General features: G+C 60.8%; 27 protein-coding genes and 1 pseudogene. 12 read left to right on the top strand and 16 right to left on the bottom strand.

Annotated features, from left to right (window positions below; all coding sequences use genetic code 11):
• Positions 1-6: 6 nt before the first annotated feature.
• From dsbA to BLL36_RS31300, 3 genes and pseudogenes are all read right to left on the bottom strand, one after another.
• Positions 7-642 carry a thiol:disulfide interchange protein DsbA gene (dsbA, locus tag BLL36_RS15380; protein ID WP_057006180.1) on the bottom strand — a complete coding sequence of 212 codons (636 nt, stop codon included), beginning with the start codon at positions 640-642 and terminating at the stop codon, positions 7-9.
• A 168-nt stretch (positions 643-810) separates the two neighbouring features.
• Positions 811-1,437 carry a c-type cytochrome gene (locus BLL36_RS15375; RefSeq protein ID WP_076952233.1) on the bottom strand — a complete coding sequence of 209 codons (627 nt, stop codon included), beginning with the start codon at positions 1,435-1,437 and terminating at the stop codon, positions 811-813.
• 34 nt (positions 1,438-1,471) lie between these two features.
• Positions 1,472-1,577, bottom strand: a pseudogene (locus BLL36_RS31300) (c-type cytochrome); the annotation flags it as partial.
• Positions 1,578-1,784: 207 nt separating this feature from the next.
• Between BLL36_RS31300 and yihA the strand changes: the two are divergent.
• Positions 1,785-2,426 (top strand): ribosome biogenesis GTP-binding protein YihA/YsxC, encoded by a 642-nt coding sequence (yihA, locus tag BLL36_RS15365; protein ID WP_076952232.1) that lies wholly within the window; start codon positions 1,785-1,787, stop codon positions 2,424-2,426.
• 271 nt (positions 2,427-2,697) lie between these two features.
• On the opposite strand, the gene polA is transcribed toward yihA, so the two are convergent.
• Complete coding sequence (polA, locus tag BLL36_RS15360) at positions 2,698-5,490, bottom strand: DNA polymerase I (protein WP_076952231.1); 2,793 nt, start codon at positions 5,488-5,490, stop codon at positions 2,698-2,700.
• 74 nt (positions 5,491-5,564) lie between these two features.
• On the opposite strand from polA, the gene BLL36_RS15355 reads away from it, so the two are divergent.
• Both BLL36_RS15355 and BLL36_RS15350 read left to right on the top strand, forming a co-directional pair.
• The gene (locus tag BLL36_RS15355; protein ID WP_012721523.1) at positions 5,565-5,855 is read left to right on the top strand and encodes a DUF2782 domain-containing protein; all 291 of its coding nucleotides are present in this window, start codon (positions 5,565-5,567) and stop codon (positions 5,853-5,855) included.
• 56 nt (positions 5,856-5,911) lie between these two features.
• Positions 5,912-6,865: a homoserine kinase gene (locus tag BLL36_RS15350; RefSeq protein WP_076952230.1), complete on the top strand. Its 954-nt coding sequence runs from the start codon at positions 5,912-5,914 to the stop codon at positions 6,863-6,865.
• A gap of 125 nt (positions 6,866-6,990) precedes the next feature.
• Here BLL36_RS15350 and BLL36_RS15345 read toward each other — a convergent pair whose 3' ends face one another.
• Positions 6,991-7,920 carry a zinc ABC transporter substrate-binding protein ZnuA gene (locus BLL36_RS15345; RefSeq protein WP_076952229.1) on the bottom strand — a complete coding sequence of 310 codons (930 nt, stop codon included), beginning with the start codon at positions 7,918-7,920 and terminating at the stop codon, positions 6,991-6,993.
• Between the two features lie 58 nt (positions 7,921-7,978).
• Here BLL36_RS15345 and zur point away from each other — a divergent pair, with 58 nt between their 5' ends.
• Genes zur through BLL36_RS15325 form a run of 4 tightly spaced genes read left to right on the top strand, consistent with a single transcriptional unit; the run spans position 7,979 to position 10,778 of the window.
• On the top strand, positions 7,979-8,461 hold the full coding sequence (gene zur / locus BLL36_RS15340) for a zinc uptake transcriptional repressor Zur (RefSeq protein WP_076952228.1): 483 nt from the start codon (positions 7,979-7,981) through the stop codon (positions 8,459-8,461).
• Entirely contained in the window at positions 8,461-9,240 is a 780-nt protein-coding gene (gene znuC, locus BLL36_RS15335; protein WP_076952227.1) for a zinc ABC transporter ATP-binding protein ZnuC, read from the top strand. Before zur ends, znuC begins: the two co-directional genes overlap by 1 nt.
• Positions 9,233-10,021: a zinc ABC transporter permease subunit ZnuB gene (gene znuB / locus BLL36_RS15330; RefSeq protein ID WP_076952226.1), complete on the top strand. Its 789-nt coding sequence runs from the start codon at positions 9,233-9,235 to the stop codon at positions 10,019-10,021. Before znuC ends, znuB begins: the two co-directional genes overlap by 8 nt.
• Before the next feature lie 37 nt (positions 10,022-10,058).
• Complete coding sequence (locus BLL36_RS15325) at positions 10,059-10,778, top strand: PA5502 family lipoprotein (RefSeq protein ID WP_076952225.1); 720 nt, start codon at positions 10,059-10,061, stop codon at positions 10,776-10,778.
• A 113-nt stretch (positions 10,779-10,891) separates the two neighbouring features.
• On the opposite strand, the gene katE is transcribed toward BLL36_RS15325, so the two are convergent.
• The gene (katE, locus tag BLL36_RS15320; RefSeq protein ID WP_076952224.1) at positions 10,892-13,033 is read right to left on the bottom strand and encodes a catalase HPII; all 2,142 of its coding nucleotides are present in this window, start codon (positions 13,031-13,033) and stop codon (positions 10,892-10,894) included.
• A gap of 265 nt (positions 13,034-13,298) precedes the next feature.
• On the opposite strand from katE, the gene BLL36_RS15315 reads away from it, so the two are divergent.
• Genes BLL36_RS15315 through BLL36_RS15305 form a run of 3 tightly spaced genes read left to right on the top strand, consistent with a single transcriptional unit; the run spans position 13,299 to position 15,802 of the window.
• On the top strand, positions 13,299-14,306 hold the full coding sequence (locus tag BLL36_RS15315; RefSeq protein WP_076952223.1) for a methionine ABC transporter ATP-binding protein: 1,008 nt from the start codon (positions 13,299-13,301) through the stop codon (positions 14,304-14,306).
• Positions 14,306-14,980, top strand: coding sequence for a methionine ABC transporter permease (locus BLL36_RS15310; RefSeq protein ID WP_076952222.1), 675 nt, complete (start codon positions 14,306-14,308; stop codon positions 14,978-14,980). Before BLL36_RS15315 ends, BLL36_RS15310 begins: the two co-directional genes overlap by 1 nt.
• 51 nt (positions 14,981-15,031) lie before the next feature.
• The gene (locus tag BLL36_RS15305; RefSeq protein WP_076952221.1) at positions 15,032-15,802 is read left to right on the top strand and encodes a MetQ/NlpA family ABC transporter substrate-binding protein; all 771 of its coding nucleotides are present in this window, start codon (positions 15,032-15,034) and stop codon (positions 15,800-15,802) included.
• A 147-nt stretch (positions 15,803-15,949) separates the two neighbouring features.
• On the opposite strand, the gene BLL36_RS15300 is transcribed toward BLL36_RS15305, so the two are convergent.
• From BLL36_RS15300 to BLL36_RS15275, 6 genes are all read right to left on the bottom strand, one after another.
• Entirely contained in the window at positions 15,950-16,306 is a 357-nt protein-coding gene (locus tag BLL36_RS15300; protein WP_076952220.1) for a BRO-N domain-containing protein, read from the bottom strand.
• A gap of 460 nt (positions 16,307-16,766) precedes the next feature.
• Positions 16,767-17,402, bottom strand: coding sequence for an SCO family protein (locus tag BLL36_RS15295; RefSeq protein ID WP_076952219.1), 636 nt, complete (start codon positions 17,400-17,402; stop codon positions 16,767-16,769).
• Complete coding sequence (gene cyoE, locus BLL36_RS15290; protein WP_076952218.1) at positions 17,399-18,298, bottom strand: heme o synthase; 900 nt, start codon at positions 18,296-18,298, stop codon at positions 17,399-17,401. The genes BLL36_RS15295 and cyoE overlap by 4 nt, the downstream gene beginning before the upstream one ends.
• Positions 18,286-19,365, bottom strand: coding sequence for a COX15/CtaA family protein (locus tag BLL36_RS15285; RefSeq protein ID WP_076952217.1), 1,080 nt, complete (start codon positions 19,363-19,365; stop codon positions 18,286-18,288). The genes cyoE and BLL36_RS15285 overlap by 13 nt, the downstream gene beginning before the upstream one ends.
• Positions 19,366-19,375: 10 nt before the next feature.
• Positions 19,376-19,960 (bottom strand): hypothetical protein, encoded by a 585-nt coding sequence (locus BLL36_RS15280; RefSeq protein WP_076952275.1) that lies wholly within the window; start codon positions 19,958-19,960, stop codon positions 19,376-19,378.
• A complete protein-coding gene (locus tag BLL36_RS15275; RefSeq protein WP_076952216.1) occupies positions 19,926-20,690 on the bottom strand; it encodes an SURF1 family protein in 765 nt (254 codons plus the stop codon). Before BLL36_RS15275 ends, BLL36_RS15280 begins: the two co-directional genes overlap by 35 nt.
• Positions 20,691-20,737: 47 nt before the next feature.
• On the opposite strand from BLL36_RS15275, the gene BLL36_RS15270 reads away from it, so the two are divergent.
• Positions 20,738-20,941, top strand: coding sequence for a twin transmembrane helix small protein (locus BLL36_RS15270; protein WP_076952215.1), 204 nt, complete (start codon positions 20,738-20,740; stop codon positions 20,939-20,941).
• Between the two features lie 6 nt (positions 20,942-20,947).
• Here the strand turns inward: BLL36_RS15270 and BLL36_RS15265 are convergent, their stop codons facing one another.
• The 4 genes from BLL36_RS15265 to coxB all read right to left on the bottom strand — a co-directional run bounded on the left by BLL36_RS15265 (position 20,948) and on the right by coxB (position 25,348).
• The gene (locus tag BLL36_RS15265; RefSeq protein WP_076952214.1) at positions 20,948-21,835 is read right to left on the bottom strand and encodes a cytochrome c oxidase subunit 3; all 888 of its coding nucleotides are present in this window, start codon (positions 21,833-21,835) and stop codon (positions 20,948-20,950) included.
• Between the two features lie 35 nt (positions 21,836-21,870).
• Positions 21,871-22,422 (bottom strand): cytochrome c oxidase assembly protein, encoded by a 552-nt coding sequence (locus tag BLL36_RS15260; RefSeq protein ID WP_076952213.1) that lies wholly within the window; start codon positions 22,420-22,422, stop codon positions 21,871-21,873.
• 153 nt (positions 22,423-22,575) lie between these two features.
• Entirely contained in the window at positions 22,576-24,162 is a 1,587-nt protein-coding gene (ctaD, locus tag BLL36_RS15255; protein WP_076952212.1) for a cytochrome c oxidase subunit I, read from the bottom strand.
• Positions 24,163-24,220: 58 nt separating this feature from the next.
• On the bottom strand, positions 24,221-25,348 hold the full coding sequence (gene coxB / locus BLL36_RS15250) for a cytochrome c oxidase subunit II (RefSeq protein ID WP_076952211.1): 1,128 nt from the start codon (positions 25,346-25,348) through the stop codon (positions 24,221-24,223).
• 370 nt (positions 25,349-25,718) lie between these two features.
• On the opposite strand from coxB, the gene BLL36_RS15245 reads away from it, so the two are divergent.
• Positions 25,719-26,366: a hypothetical protein gene (locus tag BLL36_RS15245; RefSeq protein ID WP_076952210.1), complete on the top strand. Its 648-nt coding sequence runs from the start codon at positions 25,719-25,721 to the stop codon at positions 26,364-26,366.
• Positions 26,367-26,408 lie beyond the last annotated feature (42 nt).

Here is a 26,408-nt window from a genome sequence, read left to right as displayed (position 1 = left end):
GGCCCCTTACTTGGCTGCGCGCTCTTTGGCGATCAGTTGGTCAGCAACGTTGAGGGTCGCCTCAGGACCACCGGTAGTCCCCAGGTCGAAACGGTATTTGCCGTTGACGATCATGGTCGGTACGCCTTGCACGCCATACTTCTGCGCCAGTTCCTTGGCCTGCTTGATCTGGCCCTGGATTGCGAAGGAGTTGAAGGTGGCGAGGAATTTGTCCTTGTCCACGCCCTGGGTGGCGACGAAGTCAGCCATTTCGTCCGGCTTGGTCAGGCGCTTGCCTTCCTTCTGGATCGCGTTGAACACGGCGTTGTGCACCTTGTGCTCCACCCCCATGGCTTCCAGGGTCAGGAACAATTGGCCATGGGCATCCCACGGGCCACCGAACATGGCCGGGATACGTTTGAAGTTTACATCCTTGGGCAGTTTCTCAACCCACGGGTTGATCGTCGGCTCAAAGGCGTAGCAATGCGGGCAGCCGTACCAGAACAGCTCCACCACTTCGATCTTGCCAGGCACCGAAACCGGAACCGGGTTGGCCAATTCGACATAGGTTTTACCGGCTTCAAGCGGCACGTCGGCAGCTTGTGCGGTCATGCCGAAGAGGCTGGCAGTGACGAGAGCGGCGCTGAGGATCAGATTACGCATGCTTTACTCCTGGACAAATAAAGTCGCCTCACGCGACCTTTGTTGTGACAGGCCTGCGCGGGCATGAGTTCGTTAGTGTAACGGCACCGGCCACAAAAAAGGGCGGCCTGGGCCACCCTTTTTATGCTTGCATCACCGGATTAATCGAGTGTTAACGTTGCGTACACCTCAGTGCAGGCCCTGGATATAGCTGGAGACCGCCGCGATGTCTTCATCACTGAGCTTGCGGGCGATGGTGCGCATGATCATCGCATCGCCATCGTTGGCTCGCCCGGCCTCTTCCTTGCGGAAATCGGTCAATTGCTTGGCGATGTAGGTGGCGTGCTGGCCACTCAGGTGCGGGAAGCCAGCGGCTGCGATACCGGCGCCGTTTGGCGAATGGCAACCGGTGCAGGCAGGCAGGCCTTTTTCCAGGTCGCCGCCGCGGAACAGTTTCTCTCCGCGGGCCACCAGTTTCGAATCGGCAGCTCCCACACTGCCTTTCTGGCTGGCGAAGTACGCCGCGATATCCGCCATGTCCTGATCGCTGGTATTGGTCAGCAAGCCCGTCATTTCCAGGACCGTACGCTTGCCGCTCTTGATATCCTGCATCTGCTTGGTCAGGTAACGCTCGCCCTGGCCGGCCAGTTTGGGGAAGTTCGGTGCCGGGCTGTTACCATCCGGCCCATGGCAAGCACCACAGACGGCGGCTTTCGCTTGACCGGCAGCGGCATCACCTTTAAGGGGGCCCTCTGCAGCGACGCCAGCGCCTGTGATGCCCAAGGTCAACAGCAGACTCACGATCAGTTTGTTCATCAGCTAATCCAACTACGGCTAAGGGGTTTAAGAGTTATCTACCGGGTTTACTCACCACCCACTCAACGATGGCCTGGTAATCCTCAGTACTGCAGTCCTTGCACAAAACCACGCGGCGGCATTGCCTTGAAACCCTGGGGCAACCACTTGATCATGTGTCGATCAATTCAGGGTTTGAGAGCGTTTTGCGTTCTAATGCGCAATAAAGGTCTTTCGCTCCCGTGAACCTCATCCTTCGCTGGGACAAAGCACACACAAAATCTGCGGCATTATATACTGGCGCTACTGAAACGGAAACGACACCGCTTGCCGCACCCTTTTTCGGCACCGCCCACATCGGAAAACTCATGCAACTCAAGAATCCCATCCTCGGCCTGTGCCAACAGTCCACGTTCATGCTCAGCGCCGCCAAGGTTGACCAATGCCCCGATGACGAAGGCTTTGAAGTCGCCTTCGCCGGTCGTTCCAACGCCGGCAAATCCAGCGCGCTGAACACCCTGACTCACGCCAGCCTGGCCCGCACCTCAAAAACACCGGGCCGCACACAGCTCCTCAACTTCTTCAAGCTAGACGATGATCGGCGTCTGGTCGACCTGCCGGGCTACGGTTATGCAAAAGTACCTATCCCGCTGAAGCTGCACTGGCAGCGTCACCTGGAGGCCTACCTGGGTGGCCGGGAGAGTTTGAAGGGTCTGATCCTGATGATGGACATCCGCCATCCGATGACCGACTTCGACCTGTTGATGCTCGATTGGGCGGTCGCCAGCGGCATGCCGATGCATATCCTGCTGACCAAGGCCGACAAGCTGACCTACGGCGCCGCGAAGAACACCCTGCTCAAAGTACAGTCCGAAATTCGTAAAGGCTGGGGTGACGCGATCACTATCCAGCTGTTCTCGGCGCCAAAGCGCATGGGGCTGGAAGACGCTTACACCGTGCTGGCCGGCTGGATGGAATTGGCCGACAAAGGCGCGGAACTCGCGGAATAACTTTTGCGCAGGCAAAAAAAACCCCGGACTTCGTATGGGGAGGGGAAGTTCGGGGTTCAAGTTCCAGACCGCTAGGGCGGGGTCTGGATATCTGCCAACACTTAACACAACATAGGAGCATTGAAGGGCTTCACCACCCATTCAGTAACTCTGAGTAGCGGTTCACAGGTTAAGTTCCGGCAGGTTCAAAAACTATTGGAAATAACTGACGGACTGATCCTGGACCAACACACCCCTGCCACCCCGCGATGAGGTGGCAGAGCGCCCGTGATCAGTGTGCCTCGTCCCAGTTATTACCCACGCCCACTTCCACCAGCAGCGGTACGTCCAACTGGGCTGCGGCGCTCATGTGCTCACGAATCTTCTCGCTGACCTCGGCCACCAGGTCCTCACGCACCTCCAGCACCAGTTCATCGTGCACCTGCAGGATAACCCTGGCATCCAGGCCCGACTCGGTGAGCCAGTCGTCCACCAGCACCATGGCTTTCTTGATGATGTCCGCCGCCGTGCCCTGCATCGGCGCGTTGATCGCGGTACGTTCCGCGGCCGCGCGCTCCTGCGGCTTGTTGGAGTGGATATCGGGCAGGTAAAGCCTGCGCCCGAAGAAGGTTTCGACATAGCCCTGATCGGAAGCCTGGGCGCGGGTGCGCTCCATGTACTCGCGAACCCCGGGATAGCGGGCGAAGTACACATCGATATAAGCCTTGGCTGTCTTGGTGTCGACGCCGATGTCCTTGCCCAGTTTCTGCGCGCCCATCCCGTAGATCAAACCAAAGTTGATCGCCTTGGCGCTGCGGCGCTGGTCAGAGGTGACTTCGCCCAATTCGACCTTGAATACCTCGGCGGCCGTAGCCGTGTGCACATCCAGGTTGTGGCGGAAGGCATTCATCAGCCCTTCGTCCTTGGACAGGTGCGCCATGATCCGCAGCTCGATCTGCGAATAGTCCGCCGCCAACAGCTTGTAACCCTTGGGCGCGATAAACGCCTGGCGGATCCGCCGCCCTTCGGCGGTGCGCACGGGGATATTCTGCAGGTTCGGGTCACTGGACGACAAACGCCCGGTTGCCGCCACCGCCTGGTGGTAGGAGGTATGCACCCGCCCGGTGCGCGGGTTGATCTGTTCCGGCAGGCGGTCGGTGTAGGTGCTTTTGAGCTTGCTCATGCTGCGGTACTGCATCAGCACCTTGGGCAGCGGATAGTCATCTTCGGCCAGCTTGGCCAGCACTTCTTCGGCGGTCGACGCCTGGCCCTTGCCGGTTTTCTTCAACACGGGCATGCCAAGCTTTTCGTACAGAATCGCGCCGAGCTGCTTGGGTGAACCCAGGTTGAACGCCTCGCCGGCGATCTCGAACGCCTGGCGCTCAAGCTCGACCATCTTGTTGCCCAGCTCGATGCTCTGGATACCCAGCAGTTCCTTGTCAACCAGCGCCCCCTGGCGCTCGATGCGCGCCAGCACCGGCACCAACGGGATCTCGATGTCCGTCAGCACACTGGCCAGGCTCGGAATGGCCGCCAGTTGCGCGTGCAATGCCTGATGCAGGCGCAAGGTCACATCCGCATCCTCCGCCGCATAAGGCCCAGCCTGCTCCAGTGCGATCTGGTCGAACGTCAGCTGTTTGGCGCCCTTGCCGGCGATGTCCTGAAAAGTGACGGTGTCATAGTCGAGGTATTTCTTGGCCAGGCTGTCCATGTCATGCCGGGTTGCGGTGGCGTTCAGCACATAGGACTCAAGCATGGTGTCGAAGGCGACGCCACGCAGGGTAATGCCCTGAGCCGGGTCGCCGCCGATGGCGCAGTTGGCCAGGATGTTCATGTCGAACTTGGCGTGCTGGCCGACCTTGAGCTTGGTCGGGTCTTCCAGCAGCGGCTTAAGGGCCAGCAACACCGTGTCGCGGTCCAACTGCTCCGGTGCACCGACGTAGGCATGGGCCAGCGGAACGTAGGCCGCTTCATGGGGCTGCACGGCGAAGGAAACCCCGACCAGCTGCGCCTTCTGGGCGTCGATCCCGGTGGTTTCGGTGTCGAAGGCAAACAATGTTGCGTCGTTGAGCTTTTTCAGCCAAAGGTCAAAAGTGGGTTGGTCGAGGATGGTGGTGTAGACAGTTTCCACAGCAACCGCCGCGACAGCCTCAACGACCGCTTCTGCCGCAGGCGCAACGGTCGGCGTCTTGAGCTCGATACGTTTGGCATCGCGCTGGATCTCATCGATCCAGCTCTTGAATTCCAGCAGGGTGTAAAGCTCCAGGAGTTTCTCGCGGTCCGGCTCGATCAGGTGCAAGTCGTCCAGGCCAACGTCCAGCGGCACATCGATCTTGATCGTTGCCAACTGATAGGAAAGGAACGCCATCTCCTTGTGCTCTTCAAGCTTGGCCGGCAACGTCTTGGCGCCGCGAATAGGCAGGGTCGGCACAATATCGAGCTGCTCGTAGAGCTCCTTGAGGCCGCCATTGACGCCCACCAACAAGCCGGACGCGGTTTTCGGGCCGATGCCAGGAACGCCCGGAATGTTGTCGGACGAATCGCCCATCAACGCCAGATAGTCAATGATCTGCTCCGGAGCGACGCCGAATTTCTCCTTTACGCCCTCCACGTCCATCGCGCTACCGGTCATGGTATTGACCAAGGTAATGTGCCCGTCCACCAGCTGCGCCATGTCTTTGTCACCGGTGGAAATCACCACGGGACGGTCGGCGGCCGCACTGCTGCGGGCCAGGGTGCCGATCACGTCATCGGCCTCAACGCCCTCGACACACAACAGCGGGAAGCCCAGGGCGATTACGCTCTGGTGCAAGGGCTCGATCTGCAGGCGCATGTCATCGGGCATGCTTGGGCGGTTGGCCTTGTATTCGGCGTACATGTCATCGCGAAAGGTCCCACCCTTGGCGTCGAACACCACCGCGAACGGGCTGTCCGGGTACTGCTTGCGCAGGCTCTTGAGCATGTTCAACACGCCCTTGACCGCACCGGTGGGCAGGCCTTTGGAGGTGGTCAGCGGTGGCAGTGCGTGAAAGGCGCGGTACAGATAAGAAGAACCGTCCACCAGGACGAGGGGTGCGTGGCTCATGAGCAGAATCAACCTTTTCGGCGGGTCAGGCGCTAGAATAGCCGGACCAATGACGACAAAGGGACAAGGTTATCATGCGTACATTCAATCGCCTGCTGTTGACCGGCTTGATTGCACTCGCTCCGATGGCTGCCATGGCGGCAGACGATGCACCTGGCGGTGACCCGGAAGTTACCATTCGCACGGAAGGCGACAAGACCATCCAGGAGTACCGCCAGAACGGTTTCCTGTACGCGATCAAGGTCACCCCGAAGGGCGCGCCACCGTATTTCCTGGTACGCGCGGACGGAACCGACGCGAACTTCATCCGCTCTGACCAGCCGGATATGCTGATCCCGTCATGGAAGATTTTCGAATGGAAATGATTTCTTAACTTCAATTGGCGCCGCACACAGCGGCGCCCGTACTGGCAGTTTTAACCATGTCTGTGTTCACCCCCCTGGCTCGGCCCGAGCTGGAAACCTTTCTCGCCCCTTATGGGCTCGGCCGCCTGCTCGACTTCCAGGGGATTGCCGCCGGTAGCGAAAACACCAATTTCTTTATCAGCCTGGAGCAGGGCGAGTTCGTCCTGACCCTGGTTGAGCGTGGCCCGGTCGTGGAAATGCCGTTCTTCATCGAACTGCTCGACGTGCTCCACGACGCCGACCTGCCGGTACCTTACGCTCTGCGCACAACCGACGGCGTGGCTCTGCGCGAACTGAAAGGAAAACCGGCATTGCTGCAACCGCGCCTGGCCGGCAAGCACATCAAGGACGCCAATGCCCAGCACTGCGCCCAAGTGGGCGACCTGCTTGGCCATCTGCATCTGGCGACACAAGGCGAAAAGGTGCTGGAACGCAAGACCGATCGCGGGCTGGACTGGATGCTCAGCGAAGGTGCGCAACTGATTTCGCACTTGAACGATGCACAGCAGCGCCTGCTGCAGGCGGCACTGACGGAGATCCAGGCACACAAAGCCGACATCCTCGCCCTGCCGCGCGCCAACGTTCACGCTGACCTGTTCCGCGACAACGCGATGTTCGAAGGCACGCATCTCACCGGCCTGATCGATTTCTACAACGCCTGCTCCGGCCCGATGCTGTACGACGTGGCGATCGCCTTGAATGACTGGTGTTCGGATGCACAGGGCGTGATTGACGGGCCACGCGCCCGCGCGTTGCTGGGCGCTTATGCGGGCTTGCGGCCGTTCACCGCCAGGGAGGCCGAGCTGTGGCCGACGATGTTGCGCGTGGCGTGTGTGCGGTTCTGGTTGTCACGCCTGATTGCTGCCGAGTCATTTGCCGGGCAGGATGTATTGATCCATGACCCGGCGGAGTTCGAGCATCGGCTGATGCAGCGTCAGCAGGTTACAGTCCAACTGCCGTTCGCCCTCTAAACCTCAACTCGGTAAAAATGTGGGAGCGGGCTTGCTCGCGAAAGCGGTTGAACAGTCAAAGATGTACTGACTGACACACCGCATTCGCGAGCAAGCCCGCTCCCACATTGGTGATGTGTTGGCGGTCAGAGGGACTCCAGGCACCCGGCCAAATTGTTACCCAGATTCTCCAATACCTGTTCATAACCCTGAGCCGTAGCCGGCGTATACCCGCCCAACGCATCCAGCTCCGCCAACTTCACCGGCAGGCCAGCCACCAGCGTTTCAGCCAAACGCGGCCGCAACGGCGGTTCGCTGAACACGCAGGTCTTGCCCACTTCCTGCAATCGCGTGCGCATCGCCGCCACATGCTGGGCGCCAGGCTGTACTTCAGCGGCAACGCTGAACACGCCGGCATGCTTCAAACCGTAAGCGTCTTCGAAGTAATCGAAGGCTTCGTGAAACACGAAGTAAGGTTTGCCCTCGACCACCGCCAGACGCTTCTTCAGGCGAGCGTCCAGTGCATCCAGGCGCTCATCGAAGGCCTTCGCATTAGTCTGATACCGCGCAGCATTGGTCGGGTCGGCGGCAGCCAGGTCAGAGGCCATCCGTGCAGCAATCACGCGCGCGTTCACTGTCGACAGCCACAAGTGCGAGTCCACATTGCCAGGGCGGTGATCGTGGTCATGTTCGTCGGCATCGTCAGCATGGGACTCGCTATCTTCGGCGAAGCGGCGCAGTTTCATACCCGGCAGATCCTGAACCGCCACCGTTGTCGCCGTACGACCTTTGAGCACGCGCGGCAGGAAGGTTTCCATATCCGGACCGATCCAATACAGCAGGTCCACCGACTGCACGCGCCGTACGTCGGATGGACGCAGCGCGTAATTATGCGGCGATGCACCGGGAGGCAGCAGCACCTCAGGCACCGCTACACCGTCCTGCACAGCAGCGGCAATCAGCTGTAAGGGCTTGATGCTGGTCAGCACCTTGACCTCGGCCTGAGCAACCCCAGTTACGAACAAACTGGTGACAAATACGACAAAAACGGGAAAAAGTCGGGACACGATGACCACTCAATGGCGTAGGAACGGGTAACATAATAACGTCTCTATCAAATATCTGTCGCCGCTCATGCCTAAAACACCGCTTGCCAGCCGTCCCCATGACCATTCTCACTGCGTGCATACCGCGCTGTCGGAAGCCGACACCCTCTGCGCGCAGAAGGGCTTGCGCCTGACCGCCTTGCGTCGCCGTGTGCTGGAACTGGTGTGGCAAAGCCACAAGCCGCTGGGCGCCTACGACATTCTGGGCGTACTCAGCGAGCAGGACGGCCGCCGCGCCGCGCCGCCGACCGTGTACCGCGCGCTGGACTTCCTGCTGGAAAACGGCCTGGTGCACCGCATCGCCTCGCTCAACGCCTTCGTTGGCTGCAACCACCCGGAACACGCGCACCAGGGCCAGTTCCTGATCTGCCGCGCGTGCCACGCCGCCATCGAGCTTGAACAGAAAAGCATCAGCGACGCCATCATCCAGAGCGCTGCCGATGTCGGCTTCACGGTCGAAGGGCAAACGGTCGAAGTGGTCGGCCTGTGCTCGGGCTGCCAGGGGGCTTGATGAGCAACGCTTTAATCCGCCTGGAACAGGTCGGGGTCACGTTTGCCGGGCAAAACGTGCTGGATAACATCGCGCTCAGCGTGGAGCCTGGGCAGATCGTCACCTTGATCGGCCCCAATGGCGCCGGCAAGACCACCCTGGTGCGTGCCGTGCTCGGGCTGCTCAAGCCCGACACCGGCAGTGTGTGGCGCAAACCCAAGCTGCGCGTGGGGTATATGCCGCAGAAGCTGCATGTCGACCCGACGCTGCCCCTGTCCGTATTGCGCTTCCTGCGCCTGGTGCCGGGTGTCGACCGCGCCCGCGCCCAGGCCGCGCTCAAGGAAGTCGGCGCCGAACAGGTGATCGACAGCCCGGTACAAAGCATCTCCGGTGGCGAAATGCAGCGCGTGCTGCTGGCCCGCGCCCTGCTGCGCGAGCCGGAGTTGCTGGTGCTTGATGAACCCGTACAAGGCGTCGACGTGGCCGGCCAGGCCGAGTTGTACAGCCTGATCACCCGCCTGCGCGACCGCCATGGCTGCGGCGTGCTGATGGTGTCCCACGACCTGCACCTGGTAATGAGCACCACCGACCAGGTGGTGTGCCTCAATCGTCACGTCTGCTGCTCGGGGCATCCGGAACAAGTCAGCGGCGACCCGGCGTTCGTCGAGCTGTTCGGCAAGAACGCACAAAGCCTGGCGATTTATCACCACCATCACGACCACGCCCACGATCTGCATGGCGCCGTTGTCGATGACGCGTCTACCCCTCACGTTCATGGAGATAGCTGCAAGCATGGCTGATTTTCTGCTCTACGCCCTGCTGGCAGGCTTGGCTTTGGCGCTGGTGGCGGGCCCGTTGGGCTCGTTCGTGGTCTGGCGGCGCATGGCGTATTTTGGCGACACCTTGTCCCACGCCGCGCTGCTGGGCGTGGCCATGGGCTTCCTGCTGGACGTGAGCCCGACCATCGCCGTGACCGCGGGCTGCCTGCTCCTGGCGGTGTTGCTGGTGACCCTGCAACAGCGCCAGCCCTTGGCCTCAGACACCTTGCTGGGCATCCTGGCGCCGAGCACCCTGTCCCTGGGCCTGGTGGTGCTGAGCTTCATGCACGAAGTGCGCATCGACCTGATGGCCTATCTGTTCGGTGATCTGCTGGCGATCAGCCCGACCGATCTGGCCTGGATCCTCGGCGGCGCCGCGATCGTGCTGGTGTTGCTGGTCGCCCTCTGGCGTCCGCTGCTGGCAATCACCGTGCATGAAGAACTGGCAAGAGTGGAAGGCTTGCCCGTACCAGGCCTGCGCATGGCCCTGATGTTGCTGATCGCCGTGGTGATTGCTGTCGCGATGAAGATTGTCGGCGTATTGTTGATCACGTCGCTGTTGATCATCCCGGCCGCCGCCGCCCAACGCCATGCCCGTTCGCCGGAGCAAATGGCGGTCGGCGCCAGCCTGCTGGGGATGCTTGCCGTGTGCGGGGGCCTGGCGCTGTCCTGGTTCAAAGATACGCCTGCCGGGCCATCGATTGTGGTCACGGCCGCCGCCCTGTTTCTGCTGAGTTTTGTCCTGCCCCGTCGAGGGGTGTAGACTTGCTCGCTTTTTGCGCAAATAGAGAGTCGCAGGAATGAAGCCGTTCACCTCCCGTTATCTGCTCCTTGCCGCATTTTCCCTGCTGCTGGGCGCCTGTCAAAGCACACCGCCCGCCGCGCCCGAGGCTGCGGACCCGCGTGCCGCGGCCATCGCGCAGCTGGAGCAAAACCTGGCCAGCAGTGAGCTGGCCACCGCTGAAGACCAACTCGCCGCATTGCAGGCCCAGTCGCCCAACGACCCGACGCTGGAAAACTACCAGCGCCAGTTGGCGGAAGCCTATCTGCAGCGCAGCCAGATCGTGCTGCAAAAGGGGGATGTCAACGCCGCCGCCACGGCCCTGAGCCGCGCCCGCGCCTTGATGCCCAAGGCGCCGGCGCTGACCGGCGGCGTCAACAGCGCCATTACCCATGCCCGCAAAGTCGAGCTGGATAACGCCGAGCAAGCCTTGAAGGCCGCCGAAGCCAAGCCCGCCGCCAAGGTCATCGACCCGGCAGCGCCCAGCACCACCGTGGCGTTGAACCTCACCGATATCCAGGCGTTGCGCCACCAACTGGATGCAATCGCCACCGATGTGGTGAATTACCAGTGCGACGTGAGCATCCAGGCGCCGCGCACCGAGGATTACCCGTGGTTGGCCACGTTGCTGACCAAACGGGTGAAGAAGATTGATTCAGGGTATGAGCTGAAGATCCACCGGCAGATCTTGAAACATATTCCGGCGCAGGTTGTGCTGATTCCGCGTAAGGCGGACTGACGCCATTCGCGAGCAAGCCCGCTCCCACACTTGACCGATTTCCAACATGAGAATGCGGTCAAAATGTGGGAGCGGGCTTGCTCGCGAAGGCGGTTTAAGCCACAGCGGAAGACTTAAGCCGGAATCGCCTTGGCCTTCGGCTCACGCTCCCAGACCCGATGCTGGGCAATCGCCGCGAAGAACGCCTTGAACGCCTTGGCATCGGCCCCCACGATCAACCCCGCATCCGCCTCCAGCTTCAGCAGATCCAGCAATGGCTTCACGTCACTGGCCACCGCAATCGCCTTCAGGTGCTTGTACGCCTCCAGCACGTAATGCAACGCCACACCGTCACCGCTCAGCGCTTCCACCGAGGCTTTGCCGCCTGGGATAAACACCGCGTCAAAGGCAATGGACGGCATGCCCTCCATCGACGCATCCACCGGCAGCGTCTTGCCATCCGCCGTGGTCACCGGTGCCGAGGTCGGCCCGAGCAACTTGGCGTGCGCACCTTCTGCCTCCAGGGCTTTTTTCAACGCATCAATCGCCGCGCCATCCACGCCATTGGCAGCCAGGATCGCTACTTTGCGCGTCTTGATGTCACCCGAGAGCAAATTCACCTGGCTCAAGGCCGGCGATTTTTTCACCGAGGTTTCACGCACCGGCACCGTGCCTTTGGTCGGCGCGGGCAAGCCCAGGTTCTGCGCAACGCGCTTGGCCAGTTCCAAGTCGATATTGGCCAGAATCTCATTCACCTGGCGCGCACGAATATGCTCGCGCTCGACCTTGCCCAACTCAAAGCTGTAGGCGGCGATGATGTGCTCTTTCTCGTGATGGCTCATGCTGTTAAAAAACAGCGTGGCCTGGGAGAAATGGTCACCGAACGATTCACTGCGCTCGCGCACCTTATTCGCATCGATACGCTCGTAGTAGGTCTCAAAACCGCCGTCGGTCGGGCCCGCAGGCGTTTCCTTCGGCCAGCCGCCGTCAATGGAGTTCGGCTCGTAAGCGGCGCGCCCCTTGTCGATCACGGTCCGATGCTGGGCATCGCGCTGATTGTTGTGGTTCGGCGCGACCGGACGATTGATCGGGATCTCATGGAAGTTCGGACCACCGAGACGGCTGATCTGCGTGTCGGTGTAAGAAAACAGACGACCTTGCAGCAGCGGGTCGTTGGTGAAGTCGATACCTGGCACGATATGGCCTGGGCAGAACGCAACCTGCTCGACTTCGGCAAAGAAGTTGTCCGGGTTGCGGTTCAGCACCATCTTGCCCAGCGGGGTGATCGGCACCAACTCTTCGGGGATGATCTTGGTCGGGTCGAGCAGGTCGAAATCGAACGTGTGTTCGTCTTCTTCCGCAACAATTTGCACGCCCAGTTCCCACTCAGGGTAATCGCCACTTTCAATCGCTTCCCACAGGTCGCGACGGTGGTAGTCGGTATCTTTACCGGCCAGCTTCTGCGCTTCGTCCCACACCAGCGAGCAGGTGCCGACTTTTGGCCGCCAGTGAAACTTCACAAAGCTTGATTTACCTTCGGTGTTGATCAGACGAAAGGTGTGCACGCCAAAGCCCTGCATGGCACGCAGGCTTTTCGGAATGGCGCGGTCGGACATCGCCCAGACCACCATGTGCGCCGACTCCGGCACCAGCGAGACAAAGTCCCAGAACGTATCGTGCGCCGATCCGCCGGTAGGGATCTCGTTGTGCGGTTCAGGCTTGACGGCGTGCACGAAGTCAGGAAATTTAATCGCGTCCTGAATGAAGAACACCGGCATGTTGTTGCCCACCAGGTCGAAGTTGCCTTCTTCGGTGAAGAACTTCACGGCAAAGCCACGCACGTCACGCACCGTATCGCCCGAGCCACGCGGGCCTTGCACGGTGGAGAAACGCGCAAATACCGGGGTTTTATGCTCCGGAATGCGCAGGAAGGCGGCCTTGGAGAGCGCCGAGTGGTCTTCATAAGTCTGGAAGTAACCATGGGCGCCAGTACCGCGCGCATGCACGATGCGCTCCGGGATGCGTTCATGGTCAAAATGCGTGATCTTTTCCCGCATGATGAAGTCTTCCAGCAGCGACGGGCCGCGGGAGCCGACTTTCAGGGTGTTCTGGTTATCGGAAATCTTCACGCCCTGGTTGGTGCGCAGGGCCTGTCCGGTCGCGTCGGAACGGAATTCGTCCAGGGCCTGCAGCTTGGCGTTGGTGTTGCCACGGTCCAGGGTTTCGGTGCCCGCGAGTTCACTCTTCGGCGGGGTTCCTGGCTTCTCGGTACTCATCAGGTAAAACTCCTTGGTTTTAAATGGCCAGAGCGGTCCCCGGCTCGTTTGAGCAAACTCCCAGGCACGGCACCTGGAAAACGAGTTGCTTAAGTAGTGACTGATGAGGTTTTGGGCCGTTCCTTTTTTATGACCTTTGATCGCGTTATTGCCAAATCGCTGGGTGGATGCGAAATAAATGCTAAGAAACGCTAGTCGGACAGGCTAAAATGCGCGCCCGGCTAACCGCTGATCCCTTTTCAATGCGCCCCACAAGGTTCGCTACGTGATCGAGTTTCAAAACGTCCATAAAACCTACCGCGTCGCCGGTAAGGATATCCCCGCCCTGCATTCCACCAGCCTGCGCGTCGAGAACGGCCAGGTATTTGGCCTGATCGGCCACTCGGGTGCGGGTAAAAGCACCCTGCTGCGCCTGATCAACCGCCTCGAAGAACCGAGCGGCGGCCAGATCACGGTGGATGGCGAAGAAGTCACCGCCCTGGACGCCAACGGCCTGCGCCGTTTTCGCCAGCAGGTCGGGATGATCTTCCAGCACTTCAACCTGCTGGCCTCCAAGACCGTCGCCGACAACGTCGCGCTGCCCCTGACCCTGGCCGGCGAATTGTCGCGCAAGGACATCGACCTGCGCGTCGCCGAGTTGCTCGCCCGCGTCGGCCTGTCGGACCACGCCAGGAAGTACCCGGCGCAGTTGTCCGGCGGCCAGAAGCAGCGCGTCGGCATTGCTCGCGCCCTGGCGACCAAGCCCAAGATCTTGCTGTGCGACGAAGCCACCAGCGCGCTCGACCCGCAGACCACCGCCTCGGTGCTGCAACTGCTGGCCGAGATCAACCGCGAACTCAAGCTGACCATCGTGCTGATCACCCACGAAATGGATGTGATCCGCCGCGTCTGCGACCAGGTGGCGGTGATGGACGCCGGCGTGATCGTCGAGCAAGGCTCGGTGGCCGATGTGTTCCTGCATCCCAAACACCCGACCACCAAACGCTTCGTCCAAGAAGCCGAGCAGGTCGATGAAGGCGAGCAACGCGATGACTTCGCCCACGTCCCAGGCCGTATCGTACGCCTGACGTTTCAGGGCGAAGCGACCTACGCGCCGTTGCTGGGTACCGTCGCCCGCGAAACGGGGGTGGACTACAGCATCCTCGCCGGTCGTATCGACCGCATCAAAGACATCCCCTACGGGCAACTGACCCTCGCCGTTACGGGTGGCGACATGGAAGCAGCCTTCGCGCGCTTCACCGCCGCTGACGTCCACATGGAGGTCCTGCGCTAATGGAAGTCCTGTTGAGTTTCTTCGCCAATATCGACTGGTCCGAAATCTGGCTCGCCACCGGCGACACCATGACCATGCTATTCGGCTCGCTGTTCTTCACCGTGCTGCTGGGCCTGCCGCTGGGCGTGCTGCTGTTCCTGACCAGCCCGCGCCAGTTGTTCGAACAGAAGGGCCTGTACGCACTGCTGTCGCTGATCGTCAATATCCTGCGCTCGCTGCCGTTCATCATCCTGTTGATCGTGATGATCCCGTTCACCGTCCTGATCACTGGCACATCGCTGGGCGTGGCGGGTGCGATTCCACCGCTGGTCGTCGGTGCCACGCCGTTCTTCGCACGCCTGGTTGAAACCGCCCTGCGCGAAGTGGACCGCGGCATCATCGAGGCGACCCAATCCATGGGCGCCACCACCCGCCAGATCATCACCAACGCCTTGTTGCCCGAAGCCCGTCCCGGCATTTTCGCGGCGATTACGGTGACGGCGATTACACTGGTGTCCTACACGGCGATGGCCGGTGTAGTCGGTGCTGGTGGCCTGGGTGACCTGGCGATCCGTTTCGGTTACCAGCGCTTCCAGACCGACGTGATGGTGGTCACCGTGGTGATGCTGCTGATTCTGGTGCAAATTCTGCAAACCGTCGGCGACAAGCTGGTGGTGCACTTTTCTCGAAAATAACGGCCATGGCCGGCCAGGCGCCGGCACATGCCCGAACAAGGAGCTTGTTGGATGAAAAAACTACTGGTTGCTTTCGCCGCCGTTGCCGCGTTCTCCGCCCACGCCGAGACCCTCACGGTCGCCGCTTCGCCGGTGCCGCACGCGGAAATCCTCGAATTCGTGAAACCTGCACTCGCCAAAGAAGGCGTGGACCTGCAGGTCAAAGTCTTCACCGACTACGTGCAACCAAACGTGCAAGTGGCGGAAAAACGCCTGGACGCCAACTTCTTCCAGCACCAGCCGTACCTGGATGAATTCAACAAAGCCAAGGGCACTCACCTGGTGAGCGTCGGCGCCGTGCACCTGGAGCCCCTGGGCGCCTACTCCAGCAAGTACAAGAAGCTGGACGAGCTGCCGAGCGGCGCCAACGTCGTGATTCCGAACGACGCCACCAATGGCGGCCGCGCGCTGTTGCTGCTGGCCAAGAACGGCCTGATCACCCTGAAGGACCCGACTGACATCCTGTCGACCATCAAGGACATCACCGGTAACAGCAAAAACCTGAAATTCCGCGAACTGGAAGCCGCCACCCTGCCGCGCGTGCTGACCCAGGTCGACCTGGCGCTGATCAACACCAACTACGCGCTGGAAGCCAAGCTGGACCCCTCCAAGGATGCTTTGGTCATCGAAGGCAACGACTCGCCTTACGTGAACATCCTGGTGACCCGCGAAGACAACAAGGATTCGGATGCGGTGAAGAAGCTGGTTGCAGCGCTGCACACGCCTGAAGTGAAAGCGTTCATCCTCGAGAAGTACAAAGGCGCAATCCTGCCGGCGTTCTGATCGGCCTCGATCTCCAAAACACTGAAGATCAAAAATGTGGGTGCTGGCTTGCCTGCGATAGCGTTGGACCAGTGGCTAATAGGCTGACTGACCCACCGCAATCGCAGGCAAGCCAGCTCCCACAATTGCTTTGTGTTGCCTGAACGATCAGGCCGACACACTTACCCGCTGTTTGCCACGCAGCGCAGGTATGACCTCATGAGTCAGCCACTGACGCAGGCAACGGTTCTCCGGGTAGTAGTGATAGATGAGCATCGCATAGACGCCAGACTCGCTGACCATCAAGGTCGGTGCGCAGTGACCGTGAGTGATCAGGGGCAGAGTGTGTTGCTGATCGGGATCGAGTTTTCGCAGTAATGCCGGGTTGAGGTGCAGGCCCATCAGGTGGCCGATGTCGGAAGCACTGAACCAGGGCTGACCGTCGATCAGCACGGCATGCAGTTGGTGATGGTGGCGGGTGAAGACTTCGGGAGTGATAGGGGGATCAGGGGTAAGTACTTGCATGGTCTGGCTCCTAACGTATCAAAGGACCGCCAAACACTACTTCCACGTAATGGGTGGCGGTTGTACGCAGGTGTGGAAGACCGGGACGTTAGGCACCCGGCGCACTCGAAAGCGCCCCGCGCACAACCACCATAAAACGCAGACAAGAAAAAAAGCGCCTGACACTTGGTGGCGCTTTGTGCGCCTAACGATATAAGGGCTTCCACACCCTGTCACTGAATTTGCAGCGACAGGGCAAAGACTAGCCACCCCAAGAGCGCCCAACAAGTTCATGCAGGGCGCGACATCTTGCGGGAAATATCCGACGACACACTGCTCAACCCTTGCACAAAACCACTGTGGGAGCTGGCTTGCCTGCGATGGCGGTGGGTCAGCCAGCCTATCAGGTACTGGTCCACCGCTATCGCAGGCAAGCCAGCTCCCACAGGTGATGTGTGTTGTTGGCAGGGTGGTGATCGGCTTACTTACGCTGCAACAACCCCGGCAATTGTGCCACCAGCTTCTGGCTGTTCAGCGGCGCACGAATAAACCCGCGCTGTGTCCCGTCCGGCCCGATCAGCGCGAGGTTGCCGCTGTGGTCGACGGTGTAGTTCGGCTTGCTGGTGTCGGCCGGAATAAACGGGATGCTTACGGCATTCGAGACTTTCTGTACATCCTCCACATTCGCGCCGGTGAGGCCCTGGAACTGCGGGTCGAAGTAGCCCAGGTACTGCTTGAGCTGGGTCGGCGTATCGCGGTTCGGGTCGACGCTCACCAGGACCACCTGCAACTTATCCACAACGTCCTTGGGCAGCTCGCTCTTGATCTGGCGCAGTTGGGCGAGGGTGGTGGGGCAGATGTCCGGGCAGAAGGTGTAGCCGAAGAACAGCAGGCTCCACTTGCCTTTCAATTCGTTGACGAGCACCGGCTGGCCGTTCTGGTCTGTCATGGTCACCGGCGGCAATTGGCGGCTTTGCGGCAGCAGGATGATGCCTGCGTCGATCAGCGCGGTGGGGTCGCCCTGGCCCTTGCCCGAGAGCACTTTGTTAACGGTCAGGCCCATGATCAATGCCACCAGGGCTACCAGGATGAAGACAGTCTTTTGAGTTCGAGTCATAGGTTCAACAGTAGGTAGTGGTCTACGAGCAGGGCGATAAACAGCAGGAACAGGTACCAGATAGAGTACTTGAAGGTGTTGATCGCCGCGTGCGGCCGAGCGCCACGGTACAACACCCAGGCCCATTGCAGAAAGCGTCCGCCCAATACCAGCGCGCACGCAAGGTAGAGCAAGCCGCTCATATGGATCACATAAGGCATCAGGCTCACCGCCAGCAGGGCGAAGGTGTAGAGCAGGATGTGCACCTTGGTGTAGTGCTCGCCATGGGTGACCGGCAGCATCGGGATGTCGGCCTTGGCATATTCCTCCTTGCGGTGAATGGCCAGCGCCCAGAAGTGCGGCGGGGTCCAGGCGAAGATGATCAGCACCAGCAGCAAGGGTTCGGCGCTGACGTGGCCGGTGACGGCAACCCACCCCAACAACGGCGGCGCCGCGCCGGCCAGCCCGCCGATGACAATATTCTGCGGCGTCGCGCGCTTTAGAAACCCGGTGTAGATCACGGCGTAGCCCAGCAACGAAGCCAGGGTCAGCCATGCCGCCAGCACATTGGTGAACGCCAGCAACAGCGCCAGCCCTGCAACAGCCAGAAACAATGCAAACGCCAACGCCGCCAGTGGTGAGACGCGCCCCTCTGCCAAGGGCCGCTTGTGGGTGCGCGCCATTACCGCGTCAATCCGCCGGTCCACTACATGGTTGACCGCCGCCGCGCCGCCCGCACACAGGGCAATCCCCAGGTTGCCGAACACCAGCACCGTCCACGGCACGCCGGCACGGGTCGCCAGGAACATCCCCACCAAGGAAGTGATGAGCATCAGCACCACCACCTTCGGCTTGGTCAGCTCCAGGTAGTCACGCCAGATCGCCTGGCCGTGACGCGCGCCGATCAGGGTCGCCATGGCATCTCTCCTTTAAGGGTCATCAGGCCCGACACCGGTTTGCGCGGGATAAATCGCCAAGCGAATGGCAGCGGCTTGCGCACCCGGACCAGGCTGGTGCGCGCGTGATAATTGACCAGCACCAGGCTCAGCAACAGCGCCGCGCCCCCGGCGTTATGCCCGACCGCCACCGGCAGCGGCAGGCCGAAATACACATTGCTCACACCCAGGCAGACTTGCGCGGCCAGGGCGATCAGCAGCAAACCCGCCAACCGCGTCATGCCGACCGCACGCAGTTGCCAGGCCAGGCCGAGCAGCACCAGGCTGACGATCACGGCGCCAGCGCGGTGGGTCAGGTGGATGGCGGTGCGCGCTTCGCTGTCCAATTGCCCGCCAAGGTAGTTGGGGCCGATGTGCTGGGTGAGGTGAAAGCCATTGGCGAAATCCGCAGCCGGCCACCAATCACCATGACACGTCGGCAAATCAACACAGGCCACCGCCGCATAGTTGGCGCTGACCCAACCGCCGAGCGCAATCTGCGCGATCACCAGCACCAGCCCGGCGGTGGCCCAATATTGCAGGCGCTTGGGCACGATCAACGCGGGCAGCACGCCGGACAGGCGCAAGGTCAGCAGAAACAGCAGGCTCAAGGTGGCAAAGCCGCCCAAAAGATGACCTGTCACCACCTGCGGCCACAGCTTCAACGTCACCGTCCACATGCCAAACGCCGCCTGGGCAACCACCACCGCCAGCACGAACAACGGCAGTTTCACCGGCTGGCCCGGATCACGCCGATGGCTCCAGGAACGCGCCGCCAGCAGCGCGATCAGTACACCCAGCGTGCCGGCAAAGTAGCGATGGATCATCTCGCTCCAGCCCTTGGCCGCTTCCACCGGTGTATCAGGAAAATGCAACTCGGCATGGGCCAGTTGGGCTTCACTTTGCGGCACGCTGATAAAACCGTAGCAGCCGGGCCAATCCGGGCAACCCAGGCCGGCGTGGGTCAAGCGGGTGTAGGCACCGAGCAGCACGACGACCAGCGCCAGCAAGGTGGCAAACAACGCGAGGCGAAATCCGGGTTTGGCCATGACGATGCCCCTATCCGATGTTCGACAGTTTCAGCAAATGGCGCAGGTCGTTGAGCAAGTCCTTGCCCTTGACCGTGGCGTCGTAGCGCAACACCAGATTGCCGTGGGGATCGACGATCCACAGCTGCGCATCGCCCGGCGCACTGGCATTTTTAGTGAACGTCGACAGGTCCAGCGGATAGCGCTGCAGTTGTGGGTACTCGGCCTTGAGCTTGGCGGCGTAATCGCTGCTGACGGGCTGCGCGCTGGCCAAGGCATGGCTGGCGCGCGAAGCATCGCGGCCCAGGCCGATCTGCAACTGGCGCGCGAGGTACACCAGTTGCCGGCAATCGGCGGCGCAGGCGGCGGGCGCGGTCACCAGCAATTGCCAGCGCTGTTCGTCGGCCTGCACGCCAATGTCGCCACGCGTCTGGCCATTGCCGATCAGTTCGCCATGGTAGCTGCGGCCGTCCGGGACCCAGAACTGCAGCTTGTACATGAAAGTCGCCAGCGCCATCGGGCCGATCACCATCAGCAGGATCAGGATCAGCTGCCAACGGCCTTTGCGCCGGTCAGGCAGTTCAGACGTGTTGGGTGGACTCATGGCCGCTCCCATGGGGCTTCTCCTTTTTGTTGTGCCATCCGAGATAGAGATAAAGCGCCAGCAGGGCCAGCGACATGGCGAACCACTGCACGGCATACGCCAAGTGTTTTTCCGGCCCCATGGCCACAATGGGCCAAGTGGTTTCGTAGGTGCCGGGGCCTGCTTCGGCCCGCAGTTCATAGGCGAAACCGTTGCGACCCAGCTCAGCCCACAACGCGGCGGGGTGCAGCGCGGTCAGCAGGCGCGGCCATTGCGCGCCCGCCGGGTCGGCATGCAACTGAAAGGTTTCGCCAGGGGCGACGTACACCCAGGCCTGCAGATTCAACGGCTGTTCAGGGGTGCTGAAGACCGGCGGCGTGCGCCGATCCGGCCAGGGCAGCCAGCCGCGATTGAGCAACAGCCACAGGCCGCTGGCCTGGTCGTGAAAGGGTTGCAGCAGTTCGACGCCGGCCTTGCCGTCGCGCATCCGATTATCGAGCAGCACGCTGTGCTCGGCGTCGAATTGCCCGCGCAACTGCACGCGGCGAAAGGCCGGGTCAGTGATGTCATTGAGTTGCGCACTGTTGACCGGATCAGCCGCACGCCGCTCGGTATAGCTGTCCACCAGCCGCTGTTTTTCATGACCACGGGACAGTTGCCAGAACCCCAGGCCGGCCATCAGCGGTAGCAACACCAGCACGACCAGCGTGGGTGCGACCCCGGGACGAAAGCATTTCATGGCGCTGGCTATACTTGTTTTCATTGCCCGCCCATTTCCCCTAAGTGCCCATCAAAGCCGGGAGCCTGACCATGCTCAAAGCAGCCATTGCCCTGATGCTGATCGCGACTGTCGTGAGCCTGTTCAGTGGCTTGTTTTTCCTGGTCAAGGACGAGGGCCACTCCAACCGCCTCGTCACGGCCTTGACCGTGCGTGTCGCGCTGGCCGTGATGACCCTGGCGTTGATCACCTGGGGGTTTTTCAGCGGCCAACTGGTTTCTCATGCGCCGTGGTGAGGCACCTCACAGCACATAGACGAAGAAAAACAGCCCGATCCACACCACATCCACAAAGTGCCAATACCAACTGGCCGCCTCGAAACCGAACTGATGCTCGGCATCGAAGTGACCCTTGAGGATGCGCATCAGCATCACGAACAGAATGATGGTGCCGATGGTGACGTGGGCGCCGTGAAAACCAGTGAGCATGAAGAAGGTGGCGCCGTAGACACCCGAGCCGAGGGTGAGCCCGAGCTCCTTGTAAGCATGGATATATTCCTCGGCCTGGAACCCAAGGAACGCCACGCCCAGCAGCACAGTGATTGCCAGCCACAGCTTCAGCGCACCGCGATGGCCTTTGCGCAAGGCATGGTGGGCAATGGTGATGGTTACACTGGAGCTCACCAGCAAAATGGTGTTCACCAGTGGCAGCCCCCACGGGCTGATCGTGCCCTTGGGTGCCGGATACAGCTTGGGATCAGGGTTGTTCAGCAACGGCCAGGCAAACTCGAAGTTCGGCCACAGCATGTGCGCGATGCCCTTGGGTCCTTCACCGGCCAACGCCGGCGCGGACAGGTGGCGTACGTAGAACAGCGCCCCGAAGAATGCAATAAAGAACATCACTTCGGAAAAGATGAACCAGCTCATGCCCCAGCGAAACGAGCGGTCCATCTGCGAACTGTACAAACCGGCGCGGCTTTCCTTGATCACCGCACCAAACCAGCCAAACATCATGTACGCCAGCAGCAAACCACCGACGAAAAAGATCCAGGGGCCGTGGGATTCCGGGCGCAACGCCTTTAAATCGTTGAACCACAGGCCCAGGCCGTACACGGTGATCAACAGGCCAAACGTGGCAATTATCGGCCATTTGCTTTGCGCTGGTACGTAGTACGTATCATGAGTCGACATGTATTCGCTCTCCTGATTGAGCGGGCAAACAGTAGCTAGCCCCCGGTGCGGACCGCCGCGGGCGGTTGGCGCGCAGTGATGTCAAACAGCGTGTACGCCAGGGTCAGATGCTTCACATCCTTGGGCATGTCGCGGTCGACGATGAAGCGCACCGGCATTTCGATGCGCTCGCCTGGCTGCAGCACTTGCTGGGTAAAGCAAAAGCACTCGGTCTTGTGGAAATACATCGCCGCTTCGGCCGGGGAAATGCTCGGTACCGCCTGGGCGGTCATGGCCTTGTCGGTGGGGTTGAAGGCCACGAACAGCATCTCGGTGACCGCGCCGGGATTGACCACCACTTCATCTGCCTTGGCATGAAACTCCCAGACCATGTCGATGGCGTTGGTGGACAGGAACTGCACGCGCACCTGGCGCGACGGGTCCACCACCTGGGAGCCCTCGTACTGCCCGGCGGTCTTGCCGTTGATGCCGAACGCTTTGCACATCACGTCGTAGATCGGCACCAGGGCGAAGCCGAAGGCGAACATCGCCAGCACCAGGATCAGCAGGCGGGTGACCAGGCGTTTGAGGGGCACGGAGTCAGCCATGGTGCTCACCTCGAAGCTGCTTTTCTGTAGGAGCGAGCTTGCTCGCGAAGGTCGCCAACGATAACGGGGGCATTCTGTATAAACGCGGCGCGCTGGCGTTCTTCGCGAGCAAGCTCGCTCCTACAGGAGGGCGTTTTCCCAGCGCCAAGGTATTCATTTAACCTCCGGCGGCGTAGTGAAGGTGTGGTACGGCGCCGGCGAGGGCACGCTCCACTCCAGGCCTTCGGCGCCATCCCAGGGTTTGGCCGGTGCCGGCGTACCGCCGCGGATGCACTTGATCACGATAAACAGGAAGAATATCTGCGTAGCCCCAAACATGAAGGCACCAATCGAGGACACCATGTTGAAGTCGGCGAACTGCAGGTTGTAGTCCGGCACCCGGCGCGGCATGCCCGCCAGCCCGACGAAGTGCATCGGGAAAAACGCCATGTTCATGCCCACGAAAGACAGCCAGAAGTGCAGCTTGCCCAGGGTTTCGTCGTACATGTGCCCGGTCCACTTCGGCAACCAGTAGTAGGCCGAGGCGAAGATGCCGAAGATCGCGCCGGGCACCAATACGTAATGGAAGTGCGCCACCACAAAGTAGGTGTCGTGGTACTGGAAGTCCGCCGGGGCAATCGCCAGCATCAGCCCGGAGAAGCCGCCGATGGTGAACAGGATCACGAAGGCCACGGCAAACAGCATCGGCGTTTCGAACGTCAGCGAGCCTTGCCACATGGTGCTGACCCAGTTGAATACCTTTACCCCGGTCGGCACGGCGATCAGCAGCGTGGCGTACATGAAGAACAGCTCGCCCACCAATGGAATACCCACCACGAACATGTGGTGCGCCCACACGATGAACGACAGGAACGCGATGCTCGCCGTGGCGTAGACCATCGAGGTGTAGCCAAACAGCGGCTTGCGCGAAAAAGTCGGGATGATCGAACTGACGGCGCCGAAGGCCGGCAGGATCATGATGTACACCTCGGGGTGGCCGAAGAACCAGAACACATGCTGGAACAGCACCGGATCACCGCCGCCGGACGCACTGAAAAAGCTGGTGCCGAAGTGGATATCCATCAGCATCATGGTCACGCAACCGGCCAGTACCGGCATCACCGCGATCAGCAGGAACGCGGTGATCAGCCAGGTCCAGACGAACAGCGGCATTTTCATCAACGTCATACCCGGCGCGCGCAGGTTGAGGATGGTGGCGACCACGTTGATCGCGCCCATGATCGAACTGATGCCCATCAGGTGAATGGCAAAGATAAAGAACGTCACGCTTTCCGGCGCGTAGGTGGTGGACAGCGGCGCGTAGAACGTCCAGCCGAAATTCGGCCCGCCACCGGGGCTGAACAGCGTCGAGACCAGCAGCAGGAAGGCCGCCGGCAGCAGCCAGAAGCTGAAGTTGTTCATGCGCGGCAGGGCCATGTCCGGCGCGCCGATCATCAGCGGGATCATCCAGTTGGCCAGGCCGACAAACGCCGGCATCACCGCGCCGAACACCATGATCAGGCCGTGCATGGTGGTCATCTGGTTGAAGAACGCCGGCTCCACGATCTGCAGGCCTGGCTGGAACAGTTCGGCACGGATCACCATGGCAAACGAACCGCCGAGCAGGAACATGGCGAAGGCGAACCACAAGTACATGGTGCCGATGTCTTTGTGGTTGGTGGTCAGCACCCAGCGCATCAACCCCTTGGCGGGGCCGTGGGCATGGTCGGCATGACCATGGTCATCGATCACAGCGCTCATGGCCGTTCTCCTGCAAGCGAGTGGGCGGGGCGGGTAGAGGTAAATGCCATGAAGTCGGTCATTGGCTTTGCGCCTGCTTGATGGCCAGCACGTCTTTAGGCGTGACCATGTCGCCTTTGTTATTGCCCCAGGCGTTGCGCTCGTAGGTCACCACGGCGGCGATGTCCACTTCAGAGAGCTGCTTGCCGAAGGCTGCCATCGCGGTGCCAGGCTTGCCGTTGTAGACGATGTTCAGGTGATCGGCCGTGGGCCCGGTGGCGATTTTCGAGCCCTTGAGCGCCGGGAACATCGGCGGCAGGCCCTGGCCTTCAGCCTGGTGGCAGGCCACACAGGTGGTGTGGTAGACCTTGTCGCCACGCGCTACCAGCTCTTCAAGCGTCCACTCCTTGGAGGTCAGCTCCTTGAGCTTGGCGGCCTCTTGCTTGCGCTCGCCGAGCCAGGTGTCGTAGTCGGCCCTGGACTTGACCTCGACCACGATGGGCATGAAACCGTGGTCCTTGCCGCACAGTTCGGCGCACTGGCCGCGGTAGATGCCGGGCTTCTCGACACGGGTCCAGGCCTCGTTGACGAAGCCGGGAATGGCGTCACGCTTGACCGCAAACGCCGGCACCCACCACGAATGGATCACGTCGGCGGCCGTCACCAGAAAGCGCACCTTGGCCCCCACCGGCAGCACCAACGGCTGGTCAACTTCCAGCAGGTAGTGTTCGCCCTTGGTCGCCTGGTTACGAATCTGTTCGGCAGGCGTAGCCAGGTTGCTGAAGAATTCCACGTCCTGGCCCAGGTATTTGTAATGCCATTTCCACTGGTAACCGGTGACCTGGATATCGATATCCGATTCACTGCTGTCGTAGATATTGATCAGGGTCTTGGTCGCGGGGATGGCCATCGCAACCAGAATCAGCAACGGCACCACGGTCCAGAGGATTTCCACGGTGGTGCTCTCGTGGAACTTGGCCGCGACCTGGCCGGTGGAGCGGCGGTGAAGGATCATCGACCAGAACATCGCGCCAAACACGATGACGCCGATCACCACACAAATCCAGAAAATGGTCATGTGCAGGTCGAACACTGCGTGACTGACTTCGGTGGCCCCTGGCGCCATATTCGTTGTCCAGGCGGCATGTGCCTGGCCGAATACCGACGACAACAGGAGGCCCATCCAAACGTGTGGATGTCGCATCATTGCGGGTTCCCCTTATCGTTCTTGTTATCCCGCCGGTTTGCACCTGCGTCGAAGGGAGCGGCTTCCATAGTGCTTACAACCGCTTAGCCTTGCCTGCTTATGCAGTCTGGCGTCATCAGCTAATCGCCTACAAATCCGAGTATAGACAGGCTCTGCAACCCCGCAATGTGTAGGGGCAAATGAACCGAAAATGATCGGCCCGAGCCAACAAAACCGGGAGCGGAATCGTTTATTCGGCAAACGATGGCAATTCGATATAACGGCGATGCATAACCATGAAATAATTATGACAAATGCGTCTGAGGCCCTCGTATAAACGAGCTACCTTAACTTCTCCCTTTTCCTACACCTGCAAATCATTGGAGCCTTCATGAACACCGCCGCATTGCGCGAGCAGATTTCCCGTGCCCATCAACACGAAACCAGCACGGGCCAGCTTGCCCAGCAACTGGAAAAACAATTGCCGCACCTGCATTCGGCCATTTCCCTGGCTGACGGTGATCGCAACATGGTCATGACCCGCTTTGTTACCGCCTACATCGATCTCGTCCCGGATTTGCTGGACGCCGCCAACGACGTGGCCCGCGAAGCCGGTATCGAAAGCCAGATCAAGCCGGTGCTGAAGATCGCCGAGCATTTCTTCCTGCAGCCACCCGCCATCCTGGCCGGCCATGAAGGGCTCGACGGCCTGCTGGACGAGGCCTATCTGGCCCACCGTTTGGTGGAAGAGGTCAACGATCTGTATATCAAGCACTTCGGCCAGCCGTTGATTCCGGCGGACACCACGGTGGCCAATGTCATTGCCCATCGGCTGATCGGCGAAGCCTTCGCCAATCAGCTGGATGAAGCGGTGCACCACGCGGTGGATGAAATGCTCAACGAAGAGAGCTTTGCGCTGGAGTCGGTCGAGGTCTATCGCGAAAAGCTCAAGAGTCCGCAAACGGAAGCCGCCTGGAAGCGCTGGCCGTGCCTGTCGCGGCAGTTGGGGGTTGAGTTGGCGTTGGATCAGCCTGCCTGACTTTCCGTACCGATAGAGATCAAATGTGGGAGCGGGCTTGTG

It is taken from the genome of Pseudomonas cedrina subsp. cedrina (assembly GCF_001983175.1).
In the GTDB taxonomy this organism is placed as follows: domain Bacteria; phylum Pseudomonadota; class Gammaproteobacteria; order Pseudomonadales; family Pseudomonadaceae; genus Aquipseudomonas; species Aquipseudomonas cedrina.
The sequence above is the reverse complement of the archived record's forward strand: the minus strand, read 5'-3'. Positions and strand labels throughout refer to the sequence as shown.